Below are 23,196 nucleotides of genomic sequence, written 5' to 3'. Positions count from 1 at the left end.
AAACAAAACAACAAATACCACTAAAAACAAACACAATGCACCAGCTCCCAAATCACGTTCATAAGACAATCGTTCTGCTCGGATGTCTTATCCTCGCCTGTTTTAGCGCTCAGGCACAAGTACCCGTCCCTTTCTCACCCAGGCTCCAGAACGGAAGCTTAAAAGTAAAAGGGGATATCCTTTTTGTCGGAAACAATATCCTTAACAGGGCCGCTGCAAACAATGTAGCGGAAGCAAACACGCCTTACAATGGCACGAGCGACAACAACTCCTTCAATATGGAATATATCGATATTGACGGCGACCCATCTACATTCAGCTCCAGTTCGGCAGATCTGTCTTTGGGAAGCAGTTGTTCCAAAGTAATCTATGCCGGATTGTATTGGGCTTCGACCTATCCGTATGAACGAAGCACGAACCAAAACTCGCAATGGCAAGGAACGCCGAGGTTTAATGACTGGAATCAAGTCAAATTCAAGCTCCCTGGAGGTGCCTATCTAAACCTGTCGGCAGACAACAATGCCGATCCGGCAGGCGATGAAGATGCCATAATTTTTGACGGATACAATGCCGCGAACATTTCTGCCTCTTTCAAGGATTCACCGATTGTGTGCTACAAAAACGTGACCAGCCTCGTAAGAGGACTGGCAAATCCAAACGGAACCTATACGCTGGCCAACCTCCGTGCTGCCAAAGGCCGAAGAGACGGGGCGAGTTCTGCAGGCTGGGTAATGGTCATCATTTATGAAAACCCGACCATGCCTGGAAAATTCATCTCTACTTTTGACGGATATGCCGGTGTACAAGGAAACGTTACGGCAGACATCAATATCAACGGCTTTGTAACACTTCCTGCCCCTTTCCCAGTTCGTGCAAAACTAGGAGTAGGTGCTTTAGAAGGCGACGTTGGAATCACGAATGATAGACTTAGAATCAAAGCAAATACGGTAGCTACTTTTACAGATGTTTCCAATACGCTGAATCCAGCTAACAACTTTTTCAACTCTTCCATTACCAATAACAATGCGCAAGTCCCGAACAGGAGTCCTTATGGAACCAATACCCTGGGTCTTGATTTGGACATGCTCAACTTGTCCAATCCATTGAATGGAATTATACCCAATAATGAAACAGGGGCAACCCTAAGATTGCTGACATCAGGAGACGGATATGGTGCATTCCTTACCTCCTTTGCAGTAGAAGTAATCGAGCCAGAAATCAAGCTAGTCAAGACTGTTAGAGATATCAGCGGTAATGATATTGGTGGTGCAGATGTGAATCTAGGACAGGTTTTAGACTACGTAATTACGTTTCAAAATATTGGAAATGATAACACAAGAGCCCTAAGCATCCGAGATATCCTTCCAGAAAACACCATCTTTACTAATGGTCCAGGTTCCGTAGATCTAAGCGGTGCTCCTGGAACAACTTATACTTACAACGCTGGAACAGGACAATTGGTGTTTACTGTGCCAAACAACTTGGTTGAAATTGGCGATCCCGTATATACGATAAAAATTCGCGTTCAAGTGGTCAACACCTGCAGCGAATTGACAAACGCCTGTTCTAATATTATCCAGAATTTAGCCTATACGACGTATCGAGGAGAATTGAACAGCAATACAATTTCAGACGATCCAAGTTATGCTGGATTGGATTCTTGCGGATTAGGAATTCCTGGACCAGCAAATTTCCTTGTCGATATTGACGAATGTGCTTTCACCAGAAGCGAGATTCTTTGTGGTGCTTCCGTTGTCCTGACCGCGGGCTCTGGTTATGCTTCTTATGAATGGCATAATGCGAGCGGTGCCGTTATTGGAAATACGCAGAGCATCACGGTAACTTCGCCAGGAAGCTATTATGTAATCAATACACCGACTCCGCCGTGTATCGGAATTACAGAATACATCAACGTAACCTTATTCGGAACCAACCAGACCAATCCGGTACTGCCATTCGCAGACGAGATCGTAATCTGTCCGAATGACGGAGAACAGCTGCCGAACATCTTCTTATGCGGATTGAACGACAGCCGTTTTATACAGACCAATATTACAGATGCCGTGAGCATCATCTGGGAAAAACTAGATGAGGCCAGCTGTCCAGCAGTTGGTATTGATGACTGTCCGAATAAAAATCTTGCCTGTACTTGGAATCAATTCGGAACCGGAACTAATTTCAATGTGACGCTTGCAGGACAGTATCGTGTGGTCATCAATTACCAGAACGGCTGTTTCAACAGATATTATTTCAATGTCTACACCAACCTTTTGGATGCGCAGTATATTGTACAAAATATTACTTGTAACACAGCAGGACAGATTACGGTCACCAACGTGCCTTCGACTTATGAGTTCCAATTGGTCAATCAAAACACAGGCGCCGTTTTGGTAGGGTACCAGAGCAGTCCTATCTTTCCGATAAGCCAGGCCGGTTCTTATCTGGTACAGATCAGGCAGCAAGGTGTTACAGACGGTTGCGTTTTCACGATTCCAGATATTGGAGTTTCTGATTTGGACTTCCAAGTAAACGTCATTACTAAAAATACTTCCTGCAACGGATTCGGAAGCATCAGGCTGCAAGCTTCAAATGTAAGACCGCAGTACTATTATTCTATTTCCGGACCAAGTACGATAAACGTAGGACCGCTGACAGATAACGATTATATCTTCCAAAATCTAAATCCAGGAACGTACACCGTTACGGTAAGGACAGATGACGGATGTACGTATACAAGCACTACAACCATTTTAGACAATAGCAATTTAAGCTTAAATGCTACGATTGTCCAAAACATCTCTTGTACGCCAGGCAGCATCCGATTGACTCCGTCAGGTGGCGAAGCGCCATATGTATTCGCTATCTACAGCTTTAACGGAACGCTACTTAATCCGACGGCTGGCGATTATACAGACATCGATACCTTCGAAATCCCGATAGGCCAGCAAGGAACGTATGTGTTTATTATGGTAGACAACAATAACTGTACAGTATTGTCAAATCCGGTAACCATCCAGAATCTTCCAGATGTGGTGTTCACGACCAGTTTTCAAAACATAAGCTGCAACGGTGCCAACAACGGAAGTATAACCTATACGGTGACCAACGCCAATGGCTTTTCATACTCTTTTGAATTGCTGGATGCAACAGGCACTGTAATTCGCACGAACACTTCTGGTATTTTCAACGGATTGGCTCCGGGTAATTATACCGTCAACTTCATACAAAATAATACTACTGGAAGCTGTTCTTTTCCAGCTACATTCACGCTAACGCAGCCAGCACCGCTAACAGGAGCAGTAACCCAGATACAGCCTTATAACTGTACCACTGGAGGAGCAACCATAAGCGTGACGGCAGGAAGCGTAACAGGGGGAACGCCTCCATACCAATACAGTATCGACGGCATCAATTTTGGTGGTGCCACTTCTTTTAGCGGCCTGACAGCTGGAACGTATACGGTAACAGTAAGAGATGCTGAAGGCTGTACGTTCAGCACCAATGCCATCACGATCAATCCATTGTCTCCGCCTACCAACATTCAGTTTGCGGCAACGGCTCCGAGCTGTCCAGCGCTGACATCGAATGTTACCTTGACAGTGACTGGCGGAACAGGTCCGTTTGTCTATGAAATAACAGCTCCTGCGGCTGCCATAGCAAACAACGGAAGCAATCCTGTATTTTCTGGATTGGCTCCTGGAACATATACTTTTGAAGTAACCGATGCCAACGGATGTTCTTTCACTAAAAATTACACGATCAATCTCGTGACTCCGATTACCGTTACGGGACAGCCTGTAAGCAATATAATTTGTTTCGGCCAGGCAAACGGCTCGGCAAATTATACCGTGAGCGGTTTTGGAACAACGTACAGCTATACTGTCGTAAACGGTTCAGGAACAACAGTAGCTTCTGGAACAAACACGACAGCAACGGCAATCCCAGTCAATAATCTTCCTGTTGGAAATTATACGATTACGGTAACTGATTCGGCAACAAATTGTACGGCAACAGCTGTAGTAGCAATCAATGGCCCGACAGCAGCATTAGATTTGACGCCAACAGTAAATCCGATTACGTGTGTTGGATCCGGAAGCGTCACTGCTCCGGCCGTGGGCGGATGGGGAAGTTATCAATACCAATTGCAATTGCCAAGCGGAACGATTGTCGGACCTCAATCCAGCTCCGTTTTCAACAATCTGACATTACCTGGAACGTATACGATTTCGGTAAAAGACGCAAACAATTGTACCGTTAGCGAAACATTCTCACTAAGTACCGTCACAAGCCCTACACTTTCGATAGCAGCTACTTCAGATATCTGTTATGATACTACAAATAGTGCTTCTATAACCGTAAGCGTAACTGGCGGACTGGCTCCTTTTTCTTATACCTTAAACGGAGCAGGAAGTCAAGCTTCTAATACGTTTGCCAATCTGACACCGGGCACATATACTATTGAAGTAACCGATTCAAATGGCTGTACCGATACTATCACCCAAGTCATCGGGCAGCAGCTTGTGGCTATCTCTGTATTGAATAAAGATTTGGATTGTACGGCGAGTCCGAATGCCGTGATTGATATTGCAATTAGTGGCGGACAGGCTCCTTATTCTTACCAAACTTCTGTAAACGGAGGAACGTACGGCACGGCTACAGCAGTAACCGGATCAACCATAAACTATTCAACAGCAGCACCAGGAACATACGAATTCGAGATTACAGATAACATCGGCTGTAGTATTGAGACGAACATAGTGACCGTATCGCCAATAACCAATCCTGTAATAACCTCTGTAACACAAACACAGAATATCTTGTGTAACGGCGACAATAGCGGTGCGATTGCAGTTGTGATCGATACTACTGTCGGTACGGCTCCTATAGCCATTTCTGTGGTAAATACAACAACGGGGACTAATTACGGTTCTCAGACTTCAGGCTTACCGGCAGGAAATTATACGATTACTATAACCGACAGCAATTCGTGTTCGGATACAGCAACCATTACTTTGGCACAGCCAGCTGCCATTACCTACAACGTTTCAACTGTAGATATTACGTGTAACAATCCTGGTGGCACATCGTACGGTGAAATTATCGTAGAGAATGTCACAGGAGGAACCGGACAATATACGTATCATGTAAGCAACAACTTTGGCTATTCTGACACTTATGTGACTACCGCAGGAGAAGACCATTCTTTCCAGATTTTGGCCTTCGGTATTTATCAGGTCGATGTAATCGATGCTAACGGATGTTCTGTAGTGAGAAGCCATATCATAATCGCTTCACCTCCAGACGATTTAGTCATAGACGTTTCTGCTGTTACGGCTGACTGTTTGAACGGAGGAACTGCACAAATTACAGTGACTTCGGCAGTGAGCAGCGGTAACTTCCAGTTTGCGATTTTAGAATACAATACGATTCCGTATTCCAACAATTACCAACCTGCCAACCCGGGAACTCCAGAAACTTCAACCTTCACAGGACTGACTCCGGGCGTAACTTATACTTTTGTGGTTTATGACGTAGTGACGCAATGCTACTATTTCAAATCCGCAGACCTTCCGATCGATTCGCCTTCCAACTTAACGGCTGCACTAAACGTCGTAAGCAACGTTTCTTGTACAGGAAGCGGAAACGGAAGCGTTTCATTTACCTTTAGCAACTACGATACTGGAGCATCACAGGTAAATTATGAAATTTTCAATGCACAGTCTAATACGAGCACAGGAATAACAGGCGGTACCTCGCCATTACCAGCATCTGGCAATCCAGTGACGGTAAATAATTTTGGCACGCTTGCTCCTGGAAATTATTACATACTGTTTACAGAAGTAGGCGGTGCGTTTTCAGGATGTACGAACGCCTCTCCTTCTTTTGCCATAAGCCAATCGACTAATTTGTTGCAAGTCACAGCTACCGTGGCTAAAAATGACAATTGTACTGCAAATGCAGGGCAGATTACAGCAACAGGGCAATACGGAACCGCTCCTTACCAATACCAATTAGTGGCTGGAGGAAACCCGGCACCTACAGTAGCCACTTGGGCAGGAGCAACTGCCAATGTTTTTAATGTTGAAGGAGGAAATTACACCGTGTATATCAAAGATGCTAACAACTGTATCCAAGCAGCGCCGATTACATTGCCAACAGACACTGCCCCTATTATCACTGCAAGTGTAGCCAATCAATGTAACACAGCCGAAGGAAGTTTCACCATCCAAATAGACAGAACGGTTGACGGAATTGCTCCGTATTCCTATAGCCTAAACGGAGGAGCCTTCCAAAGCCAAGCTGCGGCATCGTTTACTTATGGCAATTTAGCTTCAGGAAGCTATACAGTACAAATAAAAGATGCCAATGGCTGCGGAAACACAGTAACGCTACAGATTTTTGCGCCGCTCAATCTTACTCCTGTTGCAGCTGTACAGCCAAGCTGTGCTAACAACGACGGAGAAATTACCGTAACGCCTTTTGGAGGTTCCGGAACTTATGAATACGAACTGCAGGATGGTACGGGCACGACGATTGTCGCTTCCCAAACAGCAAACAATTTTACAGGTTTGGCAGCAGGAAGCTACATAGTAGTAATCCATGACACCGTTTCAATGTGTACCGAACAAGCAACAATTTCGCTAGAAGTTCCAACACCAGTAACCTTTACGACAGCTTCAGAAAACGTAAGCTGTAACGCAGGTTCAGATGGAGTCATTACCATAACATTGCCTGTATCAAACGACAATCCACCGTATACTTATACTGTCGATAACGGAACAGACCCTGCCATAGCACAGAACAATCCACTATTTACAGGACTGTCGGCAGGAACTTATACTGTGACGGTAACATCTGGCAAAAATTGTTCGGATACTCAAACCGTAATCATTACAGAACCATCACTTTTAGACATCAGCGCTACGGCAACAGCCTTTGCTTGTAATGCTTCTAATACGGTAACTACATCAACACTTACGGTAACGGTTGAGAATGACGGAACAGGAAATCCTTCAGGAACGGCTCCATATTCGTATAGCATTGACGGAACGAATTTCTTCCCTACAAATGCCTTCGACATTGTAGACAACGGAAGTATTCAGAACATAACCGTGACTGTAAAAGACAGCAATAATTGCTCGCAGACGACAACAGTAACCATCAATCCGCTACCAGAAATAACGGTAGTTGCAGCTGTGCAAGGAACCGCAATTACTTGTACAAACGATGAAGCCGTACAGATAACCGTAACCGGAGGATCGGGAGATTTTACTTTCGATGTTTTGCCATTAGGATCACAGGCTTCCATAGCTCCAGGAGCAGGAACCTACACAGCAACATTGTCGCTTACGCAGCCTGGAAGTTATACGTTCCAAGTAACCGATAATGTCACAGGATGCTATATGCTTTCTGTACCTTATGAAATTCTTCCTTTTGACACCATAGAAGTGGTCGCGTCAAGCCCTACTCCTGTAACGTGTTTCGGAGATTCTGACGGAAGCTTGATCTTAAACGTAACAGGATATACGGGAGCGTATTCGTATACAGTCCTTAATGCAGCTGGAACGACAGTAGCCACAGGAACTGGCAATACGACTGTAAATCCATTTACGATAACAGGATTATCGGCAGGAAATCTTCATGTAGTTGTTACGGCAACCGATACGCCTTTCTGTACCGAAGATTCTAATTCAGTAACCGTGACTTCCCCTGACAGTCCTTTGGCCTTGACAGCAAATCCGACTGCTAACGTTACTTGCGATAACAACCAAGGAGAAATCACAGCCTCTGCCAATGGCGGCTGGGGAACCTATTTGTATGAATTGGTAAATACTACTACGAGTACAACCCTACAAGCTTATGCGGCAAACAGTACTTTCACGGGATTGTCTGCAGGAAATTATACTATTTCTGTAAGAGACTCAGGTGGATGTATCGTAAGCCAAGCGGTTGTATTAGTACAGCCTGCACTTATCACGGCAAACATCAACGCCTCAACTACGCAAGTGCTTTGCTTCGGCGACAACACAGCCACAGTCGAAGTTCTAAATGTAATAGGCGGACAGGGAAGTTATCAATATATCCTGAACCACTATGATGCCGCTGGAACAACTATAGTATTAAGTTCTGGTCCTCAGACAAATCCTCAATTCACAGGACTTGGAGCAGGAATTTACAGCATTACGATAACAGACGGTTGGAATTGCGACCTGACAACGCCAACAATAACCATAACAGAACCGACGCCAGTACAAGGATTCTTGTCTATAACCAGCAACATAACTTGCTTGACTCAGGCAGAGATTACCGTTTCAGGTTCTGGCGGAACGCCACCTTACCAATTTAGTACAAACGGAACAGCCTACTCGAATACAGCCGTATTTAATGTAGGGCCTGGTACGTATCAATACTATGTCAGAGATGCCAATGGATGCCAAGCCGTATTGACCAACCAAGTAACCATTTTGCCTGTTCCGGCTTTACAGCTGAATTTAGATCTTAGCAGTGCCAATATCAATTGTTCAGGCGAATCCACTGCGGCTATTACGGCTAATACAACCGGAGGATTGGGCAATTATATGTATGAACTATTAGACGGAGCAAGCAATGTCTTAACCGGACCTCAGGCAGGAAATAGCTTTACTGGCCTTCCGGCAGGAAACTACTATGTCCGTGTGGTAAGCGGTGATTGTACGGCAACGTCTTCAGTTATTACTATTACCGATCCAGCGCAGCTAACGGTAACTTATACCAAAAGAGACGTGCTATGCTTTGGTGATGCCAACGGAAGCATTGAAATCCATACTACAGGAGGAACCGGAATCATCCAATATGCGATCTCCCCTAACCTCAACCAATTTGTAACAGACAATCTATTCGACGGACTACCTCCGGGAAGCTACGAAGTTGTCGTACAAGACCAAAAAGGCTGTTTTGAATTGTTAGAGATTGATATTTTAGAACCCGCTCCGCTCGTAGCAACAATAGATGTCGTAAGCCAAGAACTCTGCCTTCACGATGCCGACGGTTCGATTTCGATAAGCATCACGGGAGGAACCGGAGACTATTTGGTAAGTCTTGACAATGTGACATTCGTGCCTGTAATCGGCAACCAGCATACGTTTACCAATTTGGTAGGCGATACCTTATATCTGATTTATGTAAGAGATTCTAACGGTTGTAACGTAAACCCTCCGTTGGAGCAATATATGGATCCTGCTGTAGAAGTAATCCCTGCTGTTACAGTACAAGCGAATTGTACGAATAACCTTCCTGGAACTGTGGCAACGGTAACCGTAAATGCAGAAGTCGTAAGCGATGTCCAATATTCGTTGGACGGAATAACTTATGTTACTTCAAATACATTTACAAACCTCGCGCCTGGAAATTATACCGCTTACGTCCAACATCAAAACGGATGTACAAAAACGGCTACTTTCACGATTGATAATTTGCTGCCAATCACAGCGACACCTACTGTAACAGCAAACGTATTATGCTTCGGCCAATCGACTGGAAGCATCGAAGTAACTGCTACAGGGGGAACCGGAACGATAGAATATGCCATCTCGCCAGCCTTCGTTTATGGAACGGCAAACACTTTCAGCAATCTTCCAGCAGGAATCTATTCTGTACGGGTAAAAGATGCGATTGGATGTGAAGTCGAGCTTACAAACATTACCGTAACACAGCCGGCAGCAGCGCTTTCGGCAACCGTAAATGGAACGACAGAGACCTGCCTTGGAAACAATGACGGAACGATTACCATTACGCCTGCAGGTGGAACGGGTCCGTATTTCACGAGCCTCGATTCCAACAACGCTGCAGATTTTGTACAGGATCTTTTCGTCTACCAGAACCTGAACGGCGGGCAGACCTATACCATCTACGTAAAAGATGCCAACGGATGTTCTATAACGCCGCTGACTTTCACGATAAATCCTGGCGTAGACATCCAGCCTACTGCGACGGTGGTACCGAACTGTACCAATAATGTTCCAGGGAACACGGTAACCATAAATGTAGACCTATCTGTTGTAGGACAAGTCCAGTATTCTTTGGACGGGATAACCTATGTGGCTTCGAATACCTTTACCAACCTGGCGCCTGGAAACTATACCGCCTACGTACAGCACCAGAATACCTGTACGAAAACGGCTCCGTTTACCATCAACAACCTGCAGCCTATCGCAGCAACCGCAAATGTGACTGCAAACGTATTATGCTTCGGCCAATCGACTGGAAGCATCGAAGTAACTGCTACCGGGGGAACCGGAACGATAGAATATGCGATATCGCCAGCCTTTGTTTATGGAACTTCGGACACTTTCAGCAACCTTGCGGCCGGAACTTATACGATAAATATAAGAGACGCGATAGGATGTGAAATCGTATTGTCGAACATCACCGTAACACAACCGGCAGCAGCGCTTTCGGCAACCGTAAACGGAACGCCAGAGACCTGCCTTGGAAACAATGACGGGACGATTACGATAACGCCTGCAGGAGGAACGGCTCCATATTTTACAAGCCTGGATTCCAACAACGCGGCAGATTTTGTGCAGGACCTTTTTGTCTACCAGAACCTGAACGGAGGACAGACCTACACTATCTACGTAAAAGATGCCAACGGATGTTCTATAACGCCGCTGACTTTCACGATAAATCCTGGCGTAGACATCCAGCCTACTGCGACGGTGGTACCGAACTGTACCAATAATGTTCCTGGAAACACGGTAACCATAAATGTAGACCCATCTGTTATAGGACAAGTCCAGTACTCTTTGGACGGAATAACCTATGTGGCTTCGAATACATTTACCAACCTGGCGCCTGGAAACTATACCGCCTACGTACAGCACCAAAATACCTGTACCAAAACGGCTCCGTTTACCATAAACAACCTGCAGCCTATAGCAGCAACCGCAAATGTGACTGCAAACGTATTGTGCTTCGGACAATCGACTGGAAGCATCGAAGTGACCGCTACAGGAGGAACCGGAACGATAGAATATGCGATATCGCCAGCCTTTGTTTATGGAACTTCGGACACTTTCAGCAACCTTGCGGCCGGAACTTATACCATAAATGTAAGGGACGCGATAGGATGTGAAATCGTATTATCGAACATCACCGTAACACAGCCAGCTTCAGCGCTTTCTGCAACGGTAAACGGAACGCCAGAGACCTGTCTTGGAAATAATGACGGAACGATTACCATTACGCCTTCTGGAGGAACGGCTCCATATTTTACGAGCCTCGATTCCAACAACGCTGCAGATTTTGTACAGGATCTTTTCGTCTACCAGAACCTGAACGGAGGACAGACCTACACTGTATATGTGAAGGATGCCAACGGATGTTCTATAACACCGCTGACTTTCACGATAAATCCTGGCGTAGACATCCAGCCTACTGCGACGGTGGTGCCGAACTGTACCAACAATGTTCCTGGAAACACGGTAACAATCAATGTAAACCCATCTGTTATAGGACAAGTCCAGTACTCTTTGGACGGAATAATTTATGTGGCTTCAAATACCTTTACCAACCTGGCACCTGGAAACTATACAGCCTACGTGCAGCACCAGAATACATGTACCAAAACGGCTCCTTTCACAATCAACAACCTGCAGCCGATCGCAGCAACCGCAAATGTGACTGCAAACGTATTGTGCTTCGGACAATCGACTGGAAGCATCGAAGTGACCGCTACAGGAGGAACCGGAACGATAGAATATGCCATATCGCCAGCCTTTGTTTATGGAACTTCGGATACTTTCAGCAATCTTGCGGCCGGAACTTATACGATAAATGTAAGAGACGCGATTGGATGCGAAATCGTATTATCGAACATCACTGTAACACAGCCAGCTTCAGCGCTTTCGGCAACCGTAAGCGGAACGCCAGAGACCTGCCTTGGAAACAATGACGGGGCGATTACCATTACGCCTGCAGGTGGAACGGCTCCGTATTTTACGAGCCTCGATTCCAACAACGCTGCAGATTTTGTACAGGATCTTTTCGTCTACCAGAACCTGAACGGCGGGCAGACCTATACTATCTATGTGAAGGATGCCAACGGATGTTCTATAACGCCGCTGACTTTTACCATAAATCGAGGCGTAGACATTCGACCTACAGCAACCGTAGTAACGAACTGTACCAATAATGTCCCTGGAAACACGGTAACCATAAACGTAAATCCAGCGGTCGCAGGACAGGTACAATATTCACTAGACGGAATAACCTATGTGGCTTCAAATACCTTTACCAACCTAGCGCCTGGAAACTATACCGCCTACGTGCAGCATCAGAATACCTGTACGAAAACGGCTCCTTTCACGATCAATACGATAGTGCCTGTTACAGCAACTGCTAATGTGACGGCTAACGTTCTATGCTTCGGACAATCGACAGGAAGTATTCAAGTTACAGCATCAGGAGGAACAGGAATATTCCAATATGCAATTTCTCCGGCTTATACCTATATTTCATCAAGCACTTTCAACAATCTTGCTGCTGGAACTTATTCGATAAAAGTAAAAGACCAAAACGGTTGCGAAGTTACGCTTACGAATATTACAGTAACACAGCCTGCCGCTGCACTTACGGCTATCGTAAACGGAACGCCAGAAACCTGTGACGGATTGGATGATGGAACAATAACGATAATCCCTTCTGGAGGAACGGCTCCGTATTTCACGAGTCTTAATTCAAACAATCCTGCCAACTTCACACCGACGTTGACCTATACCGGATTGATTGGAGGAAGACAGTATACTGTATATATAAAAGATGCCAACGGATGTCTAATGGCTCCTGCAGTATTCCGCATAAACGAAGGCTTAAACTTACAGCCGACTGTAGCTGTAACGACGAATTGTGACAACAATATACCTGGAAATACCGTAACTGTTTCAGTAAATCCGGCGGTTGTAAACGACGTACAATATTCATTAGACGGAATTACGTATGTGACATCAAACACCTTCAGCAATTTGGCACCTGGAAACCATACTGTTTATGTCAAGCATACCAACGGATGTACCAAAACTGCCTCTTTCAGAATCAACCCAGTGGTAGCAATTACGGCAACGGCAACAGCAGTTAATGCAACCTGCAACGGACTTGCGAACGGAAGAATTACCATAACAGCTTCTGGTGGAACAGGACCTTTACAATATGGAATTTCTCCTGACTTTGTCCTTTCTTCTAGCAACGTATTCCAGAATATTGCTGCAGGAAATTATTTTGTAAGAGCTGTTGATTCTAAAGGATGTTACAGAGAAGTCGCTATTGCAGTAACCGAGCCAAATGCTTTGCAGGCAACAGCAATAGATGTACTTCAAGAAATCTGCGTAGATGACAATAATGGCGCTATTGAAATTTCGGTAACCGGAGGAACAGCGCCTTATTCTACGAGCCTTACAGAAAACGGTACCTACGTACGAGGTGAATTTTTATATGAAAACTTAGACGGAGGGCAGACCTATACCATCTATGTAAAAGATGCAAAAGGCTGTACTACTTCTGTTCAAGTGACCTTAGATGCTCCAGTTGACATTGATGCTGACGAAACTATCGTTTACAACTGCGGCGAAAACACAGTTACAATCCTAGTCAACCCAAGTGTGGCCAATGCAGTAACTTATTCGTTGGATGGAGGAACACCTCAGACTGGAAACATCTTTACAAATCTTCCTAATGGAAGCCATACCGTGGAGGTAGTTCATGCTTCTGCGTGTACAGATACCGTTTCTTTTAGCATCAACAATGGAATACCGCTGACAGTAACATTAGCCGAAACAGGGCTTAACCAAATTACCGCGACAGCTTCTGGAGGAACAGGGAATTATACCTATACTTTCAACGGCTATGACAACGGAAGGAATAATGTATATGTATTCTTCCAATCGGGTACTTATGAAGTTGTAGTGACCGACAGTAGCGGCTGTGAAGCCAGAGCTGTTATCAATGTAATATTCACGGATATTACGATTCCAAATGTAACCACTCCGAATGACGACGGCGACAACGACACTTGGTCGCCAGGCAATACTCAAAACTATCCGAACATTACGACCGATATCTTTGACCGATACGGAAGGAAACTCGCATCGTTACGACAAGGTCAATCGTGGGACGGAAGATACAACGGAACCGAAATGCCTTCTGGAGATTACTGGTACCTCATCAAGCTCGGAAATCCGAATGATAACAGAGAATTTGTCGGAAACTTCACTATTTACAGATAAAAAAAGAAAAGTCGTTTCTGCTACTATTCAGCAGAAACGGCTTCAATTAAAGTGCCCCAAAAACAAACACAAAATGAAAAAAATATACCATCTTCTGCTGATTTTCCTGTCTATGCACAGCCTGCATTCTCAAGAATTGTCGATACCTACCTTCACTCAATATTTGGCAGATAATCCATTTGTGATCTCTCCTGCCTATGCCGGAATCGGAGATAATGTGAAGATTAGGATGAACGGACTGACACAATGGGTCGGAATCAAAGATGCGCCAGACATGCAGTCTTTGGCTGGCGACATGAGAATCTCGGACAATTCAGGAATCGGAGTATTTCTTTATAATGATAAAAACGGAAACACAAGGCAATATGGAGGCAAATTTTCTTTTGCCCATCACCTTATCTTGGACAAATATTACGACCAGTTCTTATCCTTCGGTATTTCGTACAACTTGAACCAATTCCGACTTGAAATCGAAAATTTTAATGTCCCAGATATGGCTGTCCGTGATGATCGTTCCGTTGTCAACCATAACTTTGATGTGGCCGTATTATATCGATTCCAAGATTTTTACTTCAGTTTTAATGCCAGCAATATCTTGGATAAAAATCTGGATAAATTCAACATCAATGAGCCTGGAAAACTTCGAAATTATCAATTTTATACCGGTTACATTTTTAGAGAAAACAGAAACAGCGACTTCGAAGTAGAACCTTCTGCCTATGTCCAATATTTTGAAAGTGACGGACGTTCTTCCACAGACTTGAACGTAAAACTGCGCTGGAAAGACAGCGAAGACTACTATTGGGCTGGGATAAGCTACCGTTTCCTAAACGATCAGATGTTAGAGCCTGTCAACATAGGACCTATGGCAGGATTGAAAAAATCTAATTTTTATTTCGCCTATTCCTATCAGCTTACCACAAACGAGCTGTTGGCCTATAACAGCGGTACCCACATGATTACTTTGGGTCTTGATATTTTCCAAGGTGTCAGCAATTGTGCTTGTACTTTCTAAAAATCTTACAACTTTTACAGAACGCGGGCAATTGACCCGCGTTTCTTTTTTGATTATCTTAGCTAATCACAGTAATCGCCAGTTCTTAAATTTAGTATCCGCCTTCAAAAACTAACGCCACTAATAGTTTTTAGAAATGGATGTTTTCTCAAAAGAAAAACGAAGCAAGATAATGCGGGCCATAAAAGGCAAAGACACCAAAGAAGAAAGACTTTTGGCGAAAGCACTTTGGCACCGCGGTCACCGATATAGGAAACACGACAAAACTATTTTTGGAACTCCTGACCTTTCTTTCAAAAAGTATAAAATCGCAATATTTGTCGATGGAGAATTCTTTCATGGCAAAGACTGGGAAACCGTAAAACATCGGCTCGACACCAACAAAGAATATTGGCTGGCAAAAATTGAAAAAAATAGAGCCCGTGATAAAATTGTTAATGAATACCTAACTTCTAAAGGCTGGCTTGTGCTTCGGTTTTGGAGCAAGGACGTAAAAAGAAAACTTTACACAACTGTCCGGACCATAGAAAAAGAAATAGAAAGCGTCCACAAAAAAATTCATTATCGCGATTTTTAAATTATTTCAAACTTAAAATTATAACGTTTTCGTAAATTATACCTATGTTTTTATAGGGTATAATTTTATATTTTAATATAATTTTATACTTTTACCTATATAAAAATAGGGTATAACTATAAAATAATAGAAATGAAAATAGAAAAACGTTGGATTGCTTCTTTTATCATTATCACCGTTGTTGCCCTCATCGGATTAGTCTATGAACCCAAAACTGACTTTCCTGCTTCCGATTTCGGAAGTACAAACGCTATAATCCCTGCTGATGTAGCATGGCTTCTGACAGCTTCCTGTCTTGTCCTTCTGATGACTCCAGGGCTTTCCTTTTTCTATGGAGGAATGGTAGGCAAGAAAAACGTAATCTCAACAATGCTAAAAAGCTTTATCTGCCTAGGAGTCATTAGCCTATTATGGGTAGTCGTTGGATTTAGCCTTTCTTTCGGAGATTCTCTTGGCTTTGTAATTGATGGAAAACACTATGGGATTATAGGAAATCCTGCTACTTTTTCTTTTTTCGACAATGTCGGAGAACATCCCCATCTCAAAATGGCGTCCACTATTCCCTTTATACTGTTTGCCCTTTTCCAAATGAAATTTGCAGTAATCACGCCCGCTATAATTACAGGATCTCTTGCGGAACGAATCCGTTTTATCTCCTTTCTCATGTTTATTTGTTTGTTTACTTTGTTTATCTACACGCCGCTCTGCCACATGGTCTGGCATCCGAACGGCCTGCTAGGAAGTTATTTCGGAGTTAAGGATTTCGCAGGAGGCACTGTAGTTCATATGAGCGCTGGTTTTGCTGCCATAGCAGGAGTACTTGTTTTAGGGAAACGCAAGAATAGCGAACACATTCCCGCCAATATTCCGTTTGTCCTTTTAGGAACAGGAATGCTATGGTTCGGATGGTTTGGCTTCAACGCAGGATCGGCTCTTGCCGCAAATGCAACCGCGGCCATGGCCTTTGCAACAACAACAATTGCCTCAGCCTCAGCCATGCTTACTTGGGTGTTTTTCGACAGAATCAACGGAAGAAAAGTCTCAGCCATGGGAGCCTGCATCGGAGCAGTAGTCGGACTGGTCGCTATTACGCCAGCGGCTGGGTACATCTCCATTCCGAAAAGTATCTTCTTCGGATTCTTGGCCGCAATTATATCCAACAAAATGCTTTATTGGAAAAAGCTAAAACAGATTGACGACACCCTCGATGTTTTCGCCTGTCATGGAGTTGGCGGCATAACCGGAATGGTGCTCACGGCTATATTTGCACAGGGAGAAAATGCAAGCCTGCTTCACGGCGGATGGAATGTCTTTGCCCACCACCTCATGGCATTGGTATTGGTTTCTGGCTTTACCTTTTTTGGGTCTTATTTCCTGTTTCGATTCACAAATTTGTTTATCCCGCTTCGCGTATCCGAAGAATCGGAAATTATAGGATTGGATCTTTCCCAACATGATGAACAGCTAGGACACTCGTGACCTATTACTAATTTTGTTATCTTTAAAGAAAAAATCACAGATGAAAAAAATTACGCTTATTATTATCCTCACGCTAACTGTAGCGACCTACGGCCAAAAGAAAGATGATGCTGAAAAAGAAAAAATCACAAAAATGCTAGACAACTGGCATGCCGCAGCAGCCAATGCAGACTACAAAAACTATTTTGACCAACTGACTGAAAATTCGATTTTTATCGGGACAGATGCTACAGAAAACTGGAACAAAAAAGAATTCGAAGCGTTCTCCAAACCTTATTTTGACAAAGGTCAGGCATGGAATTTCAAAGCTTTAGAAAGAAACATTTATTTCAGCGACGATAAAAAACTGGCTTGGTTTGACGAACTTTTGGACACCGAGATGAAAATCTGTCGTGGCTCTGGAGTTGTGGTAAAAGTCAATGGCGAATGGAAAATCAGACATTATGTGCTCTCGATGACCATTCCAAATGACATTTCAAATGAAGTAATCAAAATTAAAGAACCGATAGAAAATCCGCTTATCGATAAATTAAAAAAGCAATAAGTCTTTTAATTAAACTTAAAAAAGAAACCCGAGAACAAATAGCTCTCGGGTTTCTTTTTATTCTGATAAATGTTCCAGCATATCTTTAGTCATACTTTCTAAGTCAAATTCATGCTTCCAGCCCCAATCTTTTCTGGCATACGAATCATCGATGCTTGATGGCCAGCTGTCGGCAATCTTCTGCCTGAAATCAGGCGCATACGAAATCGAAAATTCTGGAATATGTTTTTTGATCTCGGCAGCAATCTCTTCTGGAGTAAAGCTGATTCCTGCTAAATTATACGAAGAACGGATCTTGATACTTTCTTTCGGAGCTTCCATAATGCTTATCGTGGCACGGATTGCATCGTCCATATACATCATCGGAAGTTTGGTTTCTTCAGACAAAAAGCATTCGTATTTTCCGTCGCTCAAAGCTTTGTGATAGATATCCACAGCATAATCGGTAGTACCGCCGCCTGGAGGAGTCGACCAGCTGATCAAGCCTGGATAACGGATGCTTCGGATGTCCACGCCAAAAATATTGTGATAGTATTCGCACCATCTTTCGCCTGACTGCTTGCTGATGCCATATACCGTTGAAGGCTCCATAATCGTATATTGAGGAGTATCTTCTTTTGGCGTCGTCGGTCCGAAAACGGCAATACTCGATGGCCAGAATATTTTTTTGATCTTTCCGGCTTTAGCCAGATTCAATACGTGGAAAAGCGAATTCATATTCAAGTCCCACGCAAAAGCAGGATTTTTTTCAGCTGTAGCAGAAAGCAATGCTGCCATCAAATACACATCTTCAATTTCATATTTCTCAATTATAGTCTCAATTTGGTTGAAATCTAAAGCATTTACAACTTCAAACGGACCAGAGTTTACAAATTCAGGACTTCCTTTTCGAACGTCCGAAGCGATTACTGCGTCCTTGCCATATTGGCTTCGAAGTTTTTTTGTCAATTCAGTTCCTATTTGGCCACAAGCCCCTATAATTAAGATTTTTGCATGCATTCTTCCAGATTTTTGTTGGACAAAGATAACGATTTCGAAAAACAAAATTTACTTTGGCTCGTTGGATTTAGGAAGAGAATCTGAAAGATTTGTGATTTTTCCGTTAGATAAATTCAGATTTCATAATTTATTCTTTATAATCGCCTCATTCACTAACAATTATTCAGTTGCCAATAAGGGTAAATTTTAATGAACTTTTATGAATATCAGCCTTATTGCCTTCGTTTTCTTATGCAATTGTTTGCTAACTTTGCATTTCAAAAATATTTCGATGAAGATTTATTCCTATATCATGTTGGTGGTTTTTTGCTTTCTTGTTTCCTGCAAAGATGACGAGGCCGCTAGACTTGAAGCCAATGCAAAAGACTCCAAAAAAAATGAGCAGATTTTTGCCTCTATAGACAAATCGTGGAATTTCAATACTCCGTCGATGAATCCTTCTGTTGCAAGCATCATCCAAAATTGGGACGAATGGCGTCTTTTCATGACCGAGCTGAACCAAAAGCCAAAAAGCTCTATCGGAGCATTCCAACAAAAGGCAAAAACGTTGTCGAAAAGAGTCATAGACCTCAACAACCACATTCCTGCTGTCTTTGACAAACCTGAAGTAAGAAGCCGTATCATGACACTGGCTACAAAAGTAAGATCGTTAGATTTATACATAAACCTGAGCCATATTCAAGAACAAAAAGTAATAAAGCTCATTCCTGAAATCAATGAAGAACTTGCCTCGCTTACATCACAGATGGATGAAATCGTAAAGAAAAGCCAGATCCGTCTTGAAGAAGGAGAAGCAGAAATGCTTCAATCGCTAGGAAAAGATTCATTAAAAACACCCCAGCCGCCTTCCGAACAGCCAAAGCCAAGCAACACCACACAACAAGGAGGAATTATCCCGCACCATAATCCAAAACAAAAAAGTCAATAGCACATTTGAAACCGCACATTCTAAAAACATACGCTAGCACTCCAAAAATCAAGCAGATTTCTGAAAGTCTTGCTGTTCGAGATACTAAAATACAGTTAAAGGGCCTTATCGGTTCTTCGCTGTCTTTTGTCGTGGCCTCATTGTTTGAAAAAAGCGACCAGCCTTACCTTGTTATTCTTCAAGACAAGGAAGAAGCCGCTTATTACTTAAATGATTTGGAACAATTGGTAGGCGAAGAAGACGTGCTCTTTTATCCAGGCTCGTACCGACGTCCGTATCAAATTGAAGAAACCGACAATGCCAGTGTTCTTCTTCGTGCCGAAGTTTTAAACAGAATCAATTCGCGAAAAAAACCGGCCGTCATCGTAACGTATCCCGAGGCGCTTTTTGAAAAAGTTGTCACTCGAAAAGAACTCGATAAAAACACTTTAAAAGTTGCTGTAGGCGACCAAATCTCAATAGATTTTATCAACGAAGTATTATTTGAATACGAATTCAAGCGTGTTGATTTTATAACGGAGCCGGGAGAATTTTCGGTACGAGGCGGTATTCTCGACGTCTTTTCGTTTTCGAACGAAAATCCTTTCCGTATTGAATTCTTTGGAAACGAAGTCGACAGCATTCGAACTTTTGATGTAGAAACGCAGCTTTCGATCGAAAAGCAGAAAAAGATCACGATTATTCCAAACGTAGAAAATAAATTCTTTCAAGAAAACCGTGAAAGCTTTTTAAATTATATCAACGAAAGGACAGTTCTTTTTATCCAAAATACGGAATTGCTTTTTTCAAAATTGGATCAGCTTTTTGGAAAAGCAAAAGAGATTTTCGGTTCTATGCAGTCGACCGTCAATCACATCGCTCCCGAAGAATTATTCCTGAATCAAGAGGCATTCATCAAAAAAGCATTGGATTTTACGATTGCAGAAGTCAGTTCCAAGCCTATTTTTAAGACACAGAAGACTTTCGAGTTTCATATTCTGCCGCAGCCTTCTTTCAATAAACAATTTGATTTGTTGCTGAACAACCTTAACGACAATCATTTCAACGGATATAAAAATTTTATTTTCTGTTCTAACGAACAGCAAGCCAAACGCTTTCACGATATTTTTGAATCGCTAGACGAGGCCAATAGCGAAAATATCAGAAAGCAATACCATACAATCGTCTTCCCTTTATATCAAGGTTTTATCGACGAAGAAAACCAGATTGCCTGTTATACGGATCACCAAATTTTTGAACGCTACCACAAATTCAGCATCAAAAACGGTTATTCTAAAAAACAGACCATCACGCTAAAAGAGCTGAATACGCTTTCTGTAGGCGATTATGTGACGCATATCGACCACGGAATCGGAAAATTTGGCGGCTTGCAGAAAATTCAAGTCGAAGGAAAAACGCAGGAAGCCATCAAGCTGGTGTATGCGGATAACGACATTGTGTATGTAAGCATTCACTCTTTGCACAAGATTTCCAAATTCAACGGAAAAGACGGCACTCCGCCAAAAATATACAAACTCGGCTCGAACGCATGGAAAGTCCTTAAGCAGAAGACCAAAGCAAGAGTCAAGCACATCGCTTTCAACCTAATTCAATTGTATGCCAAGCGAAGATTGGAAAAAGGATTCAAATACGATCCGGACAGTTATCTTCAGGCCGAATTGGAATCTTCTTTTATATATGAAGACACGCCAGATCAGTTCAAGGCAACCCAAGAGGTAAAAGCCGACATGGAGAACGAACGCCCAATGGACCGTTTGGTCTGCGGCGATGTAGGCTTCGGAAAAACAGAAGTCGCTATTCGTGCGGCATTCAAGGCGGTAGACAACGGAAAGCAAGTTGCTGTTTTGGTCCCGACAACTATTTTGGCCTTCCAACATCACAAGACTTTTTCGGAAAGGCTAAAAGATATGCCTGTTTCTGTGGGCTATCTGAATCGTTTCCGAACTGCAAAACAGAAAACAGAAACCCTAAAACAGTTGGCCGAAGGAAAATTGGACATTATCATCGGAACACACCAATTAGTCAATAAAAATGTGGTTTTCAAAGATCTTGGATTGCTGATTGTTGATGAAGAGCAAAAATTCGGCGTTAACGTAAAAGATAAGCTAAAAACGATTGCCCACAATATTGATACCTTGACATTGACCGCAACGCCAATACCGAGAACGTTACAGTTTTCGTTGATGGCTGCACGAGATTTGTCGGTTATTACGACGCCTCCGCCAAATCGTTATCCGATTGAAACGCAGGTAGTAGGTTTCAATGAAGAATTGATTCGTGATGCGATTTCTTATGAAATACAACGAAACGGACAGGTTTTCTTTATCAACAACCGAATTGAAAACATAAAAGAAATTGCCGGAATGATCCAGCGTCTTGTTCCAGGAGCAAGAGTCGGAATCGGCCACGGTCAAATGGACGGCAAAAAGCTAGAAGAACTGATGCTGGCCTTTATGAGCGGCGAATTTGACGTATTGGTAGCGACTACTATTATTGAAAGCGGACTTGATGTGCCAAATGCCAATACGATATTTATCAACAATGCCAACAATTTCGGACTGTCGGATCTTCACCAGATGCGTGGTCGCGTAGGACGAAGCAATAAAAAAGCATTCTGTTATTTTATCACGCCTCCGTATTCTGCCATGACAGATGATGCCCGAAAAAGAATCCAAGCTTTGGAACAATTCAGTGAACTGGGAAGCGGTTTCAATATCGCCATGAAAGATTTGGAGATCAGGGGTGCTGGAGATTTATTAGGTGGAGAGCAAAGCGGCTTTATTAACGAGATTGGTTTTGAAACCTACCAAAAAATCATGAACGAAGCCATCGAAGAGCTGAAAGAAAACGAGTTCAAAGATTTATACGAAGATGAAGACAAAGGCGGCGAGAAAGAATATGTAAAAGAAATACAGATTGATTCTGATTTCGAATTATTGTTCCCAGACGAATATATCAATAATGTTTCCGAAAGGCTAAATCTCTATAATGAATTGAGCAATGTGAAGAACGAAGAAGAACTCATCGCTTATGAAAAGAAACTGATTGACCGATTTGGCGCATTACCAAAACAAGCTATCGCTTTGCTAAACAGCATCCGTATCAAATGGATTGCTACCCGTTTAGGAATTGAAAAATTAGTCTTAAAGCAAGGCAAGATGGTCGCTTATTTTGTTTCGGATCAGCAGTCGGAATATTACACATCTAACCAATTCCACAAAGTATTGCAGTTTGTGCAAAAGAATGGCAACTTGTGCAAGATGAAAGAAAAGGAAACAAAAAATGGCTTACGACTTCTCTTGACTTTCGAGAATGTAAAGTCGGTCAAAAAAGCCTTGGAGCTTATCGAAATGATGTAAGAATAAAAAAGCCGTTTAAATTAAACGGCTTTTTTAT

Annotated in this window: 8 protein-coding genes; 7 read left to right on the top strand and 1 reads right to left on the bottom strand. The window is 43.0% G+C overall.

What is annotated here, in order from left to right:
- Positions 1 to 35 precede the first annotated feature (35 nt).
- From GGR22_RS08010 to GGR22_RS07990, 5 genes are all read left to right on the top strand, one after another.
- Positions 36 to 14,258 carry a T9SS type B sorting domain-containing protein gene (locus tag GGR22_RS08010; protein ID WP_182493217.1) on the top strand — a complete coding sequence of 4,741 codons (14,223 nt, stop codon included), beginning with the start codon at positions 36 to 38 and terminating at the stop codon, positions 14,256 to 14,258.
- A 73-nt stretch (positions 14,259 to 14,331) separates the two neighbouring features.
- The gene (locus tag GGR22_RS08005; RefSeq protein ID WP_182493216.1) at positions 14,332 to 15,273 is read left to right on the top strand and encodes a PorP/SprF family type IX secretion system membrane protein; all 942 of its coding nucleotides are present in this window, start codon (positions 14,332 to 14,334) and stop codon (positions 15,271 to 15,273) included.
- Positions 15,274 to 15,409: 136 nt separating this feature from the next.
- Complete coding sequence (locus GGR22_RS08000) at positions 15,410 to 15,850, top strand: very short patch repair endonuclease (protein ID WP_182493215.1); 441 nt, start codon at positions 15,410 to 15,412, stop codon at positions 15,848 to 15,850.
- Between the two features lie 132 nt (positions 15,851 to 15,982).
- Positions 15,983 to 17,329 carry an ammonium transporter gene (locus tag GGR22_RS07995; RefSeq protein WP_182493214.1) on the top strand — a complete coding sequence of 449 codons (1,347 nt, stop codon included), beginning with the start codon at positions 15,983 to 15,985 and terminating at the stop codon, positions 17,327 to 17,329.
- Positions 17,330 to 17,369: 40 nt separating this feature from the next.
- Positions 17,370 to 17,873 (top strand): nuclear transport factor 2 family protein, encoded by a 504-nt coding sequence (locus GGR22_RS07990; RefSeq protein ID WP_182493213.1) that lies wholly within the window; start codon positions 17,370 to 17,372, stop codon positions 17,871 to 17,873.
- Positions 17,874 to 17,930: 57 nt separating this feature from the next.
- On the opposite strand, the gene GGR22_RS07985 is transcribed toward GGR22_RS07990, so the two are convergent.
- Entirely contained in the window at positions 17,931 to 18,872 is a 942-nt protein-coding gene (locus GGR22_RS07985; RefSeq protein ID WP_121375825.1) for an L-threonine 3-dehydrogenase, read from the bottom strand.
- Positions 18,873 to 19,143: 271 nt separating this feature from the next.
- Between GGR22_RS07985 and GGR22_RS07980 the strand changes: the two genes are divergently transcribed.
- Together GGR22_RS07980 and mfd are read left to right on the top strand one after the other, a co-directional pair.
- A complete protein-coding gene (locus GGR22_RS07980) occupies positions 19,144 to 19,800 on the top strand; it encodes a hypothetical protein (protein WP_182493212.1) in 657 nt (218 codons plus the stop codon).
- Between the two features lie 47 nt (positions 19,801 to 19,847).
- On the top strand, positions 19,848 to 23,159 hold the full coding sequence (gene mfd / locus GGR22_RS07975) for a transcription-repair coupling factor (RefSeq protein ID WP_379730590.1): 3,312 nt from the start codon (positions 19,848 to 19,850) through the stop codon (positions 23,157 to 23,159).
- Positions 23,160 to 23,196: the final 37 nt, after the last annotated feature.

Origin of the sequence: Flavobacterium gossypii, assembly GCF_014138495.1 — a bacterium.
Classification (GTDB): domain Bacteria; phylum Bacteroidota; class Bacteroidia; order Flavobacteriales; family Flavobacteriaceae; genus Flavobacterium; species Flavobacterium endophyticum.
Note: the sequence above shows the minus strand (reverse complement) of the source record. Positions and strands in the feature narration are given on the sequence as shown.

Excerpts from the sequence above, each read along its gene's own strand:
- GGR22_RS08010 (WP_182493217.1), top strand. The coding sequence starts at position 36 with ATGCACCAGCTCCCAAATCACGTTCATAAGACAATCGTTCTGCTCGGA.
- GGR22_RS08005 (WP_182493216.1), top strand. The coding sequence starts at position 14,332 with ATGAAAAAAATATACCATCTTCTGCTGATTTTCCTGTCTATGCACAGC.
- GGR22_RS08000 (WP_182493215.1), top strand. The coding sequence starts at position 15,410 with ATGGATGTTTTCTCAAAAGAAAAACGAAGCAAGATAATGCGGGCCATA.
- GGR22_RS07995 (WP_182493214.1), top strand. The coding sequence starts at position 15,983 with ATGAAAATAGAAAAACGTTGGATTGCTTCTTTTATCATTATCACCGTT.
- GGR22_RS07990 (WP_182493213.1), top strand. The coding sequence starts at position 17,370 with ATGAAAAAAATTACGCTTATTATTATCCTCACGCTAACTGTAGCGACC.
- GGR22_RS07985 (WP_121375825.1), bottom strand. The coding sequence starts at position 18,872 with ATGCATGCAAAAATCTTAATTATAGGGGCTTGTGGCCAAATAGGAACT.
- GGR22_RS07980 (WP_182493212.1), top strand. The coding sequence starts at position 19,144 with ATGAAGATTTATTCCTATATCATGTTGGTGGTTTTTTGCTTTCTTGTT.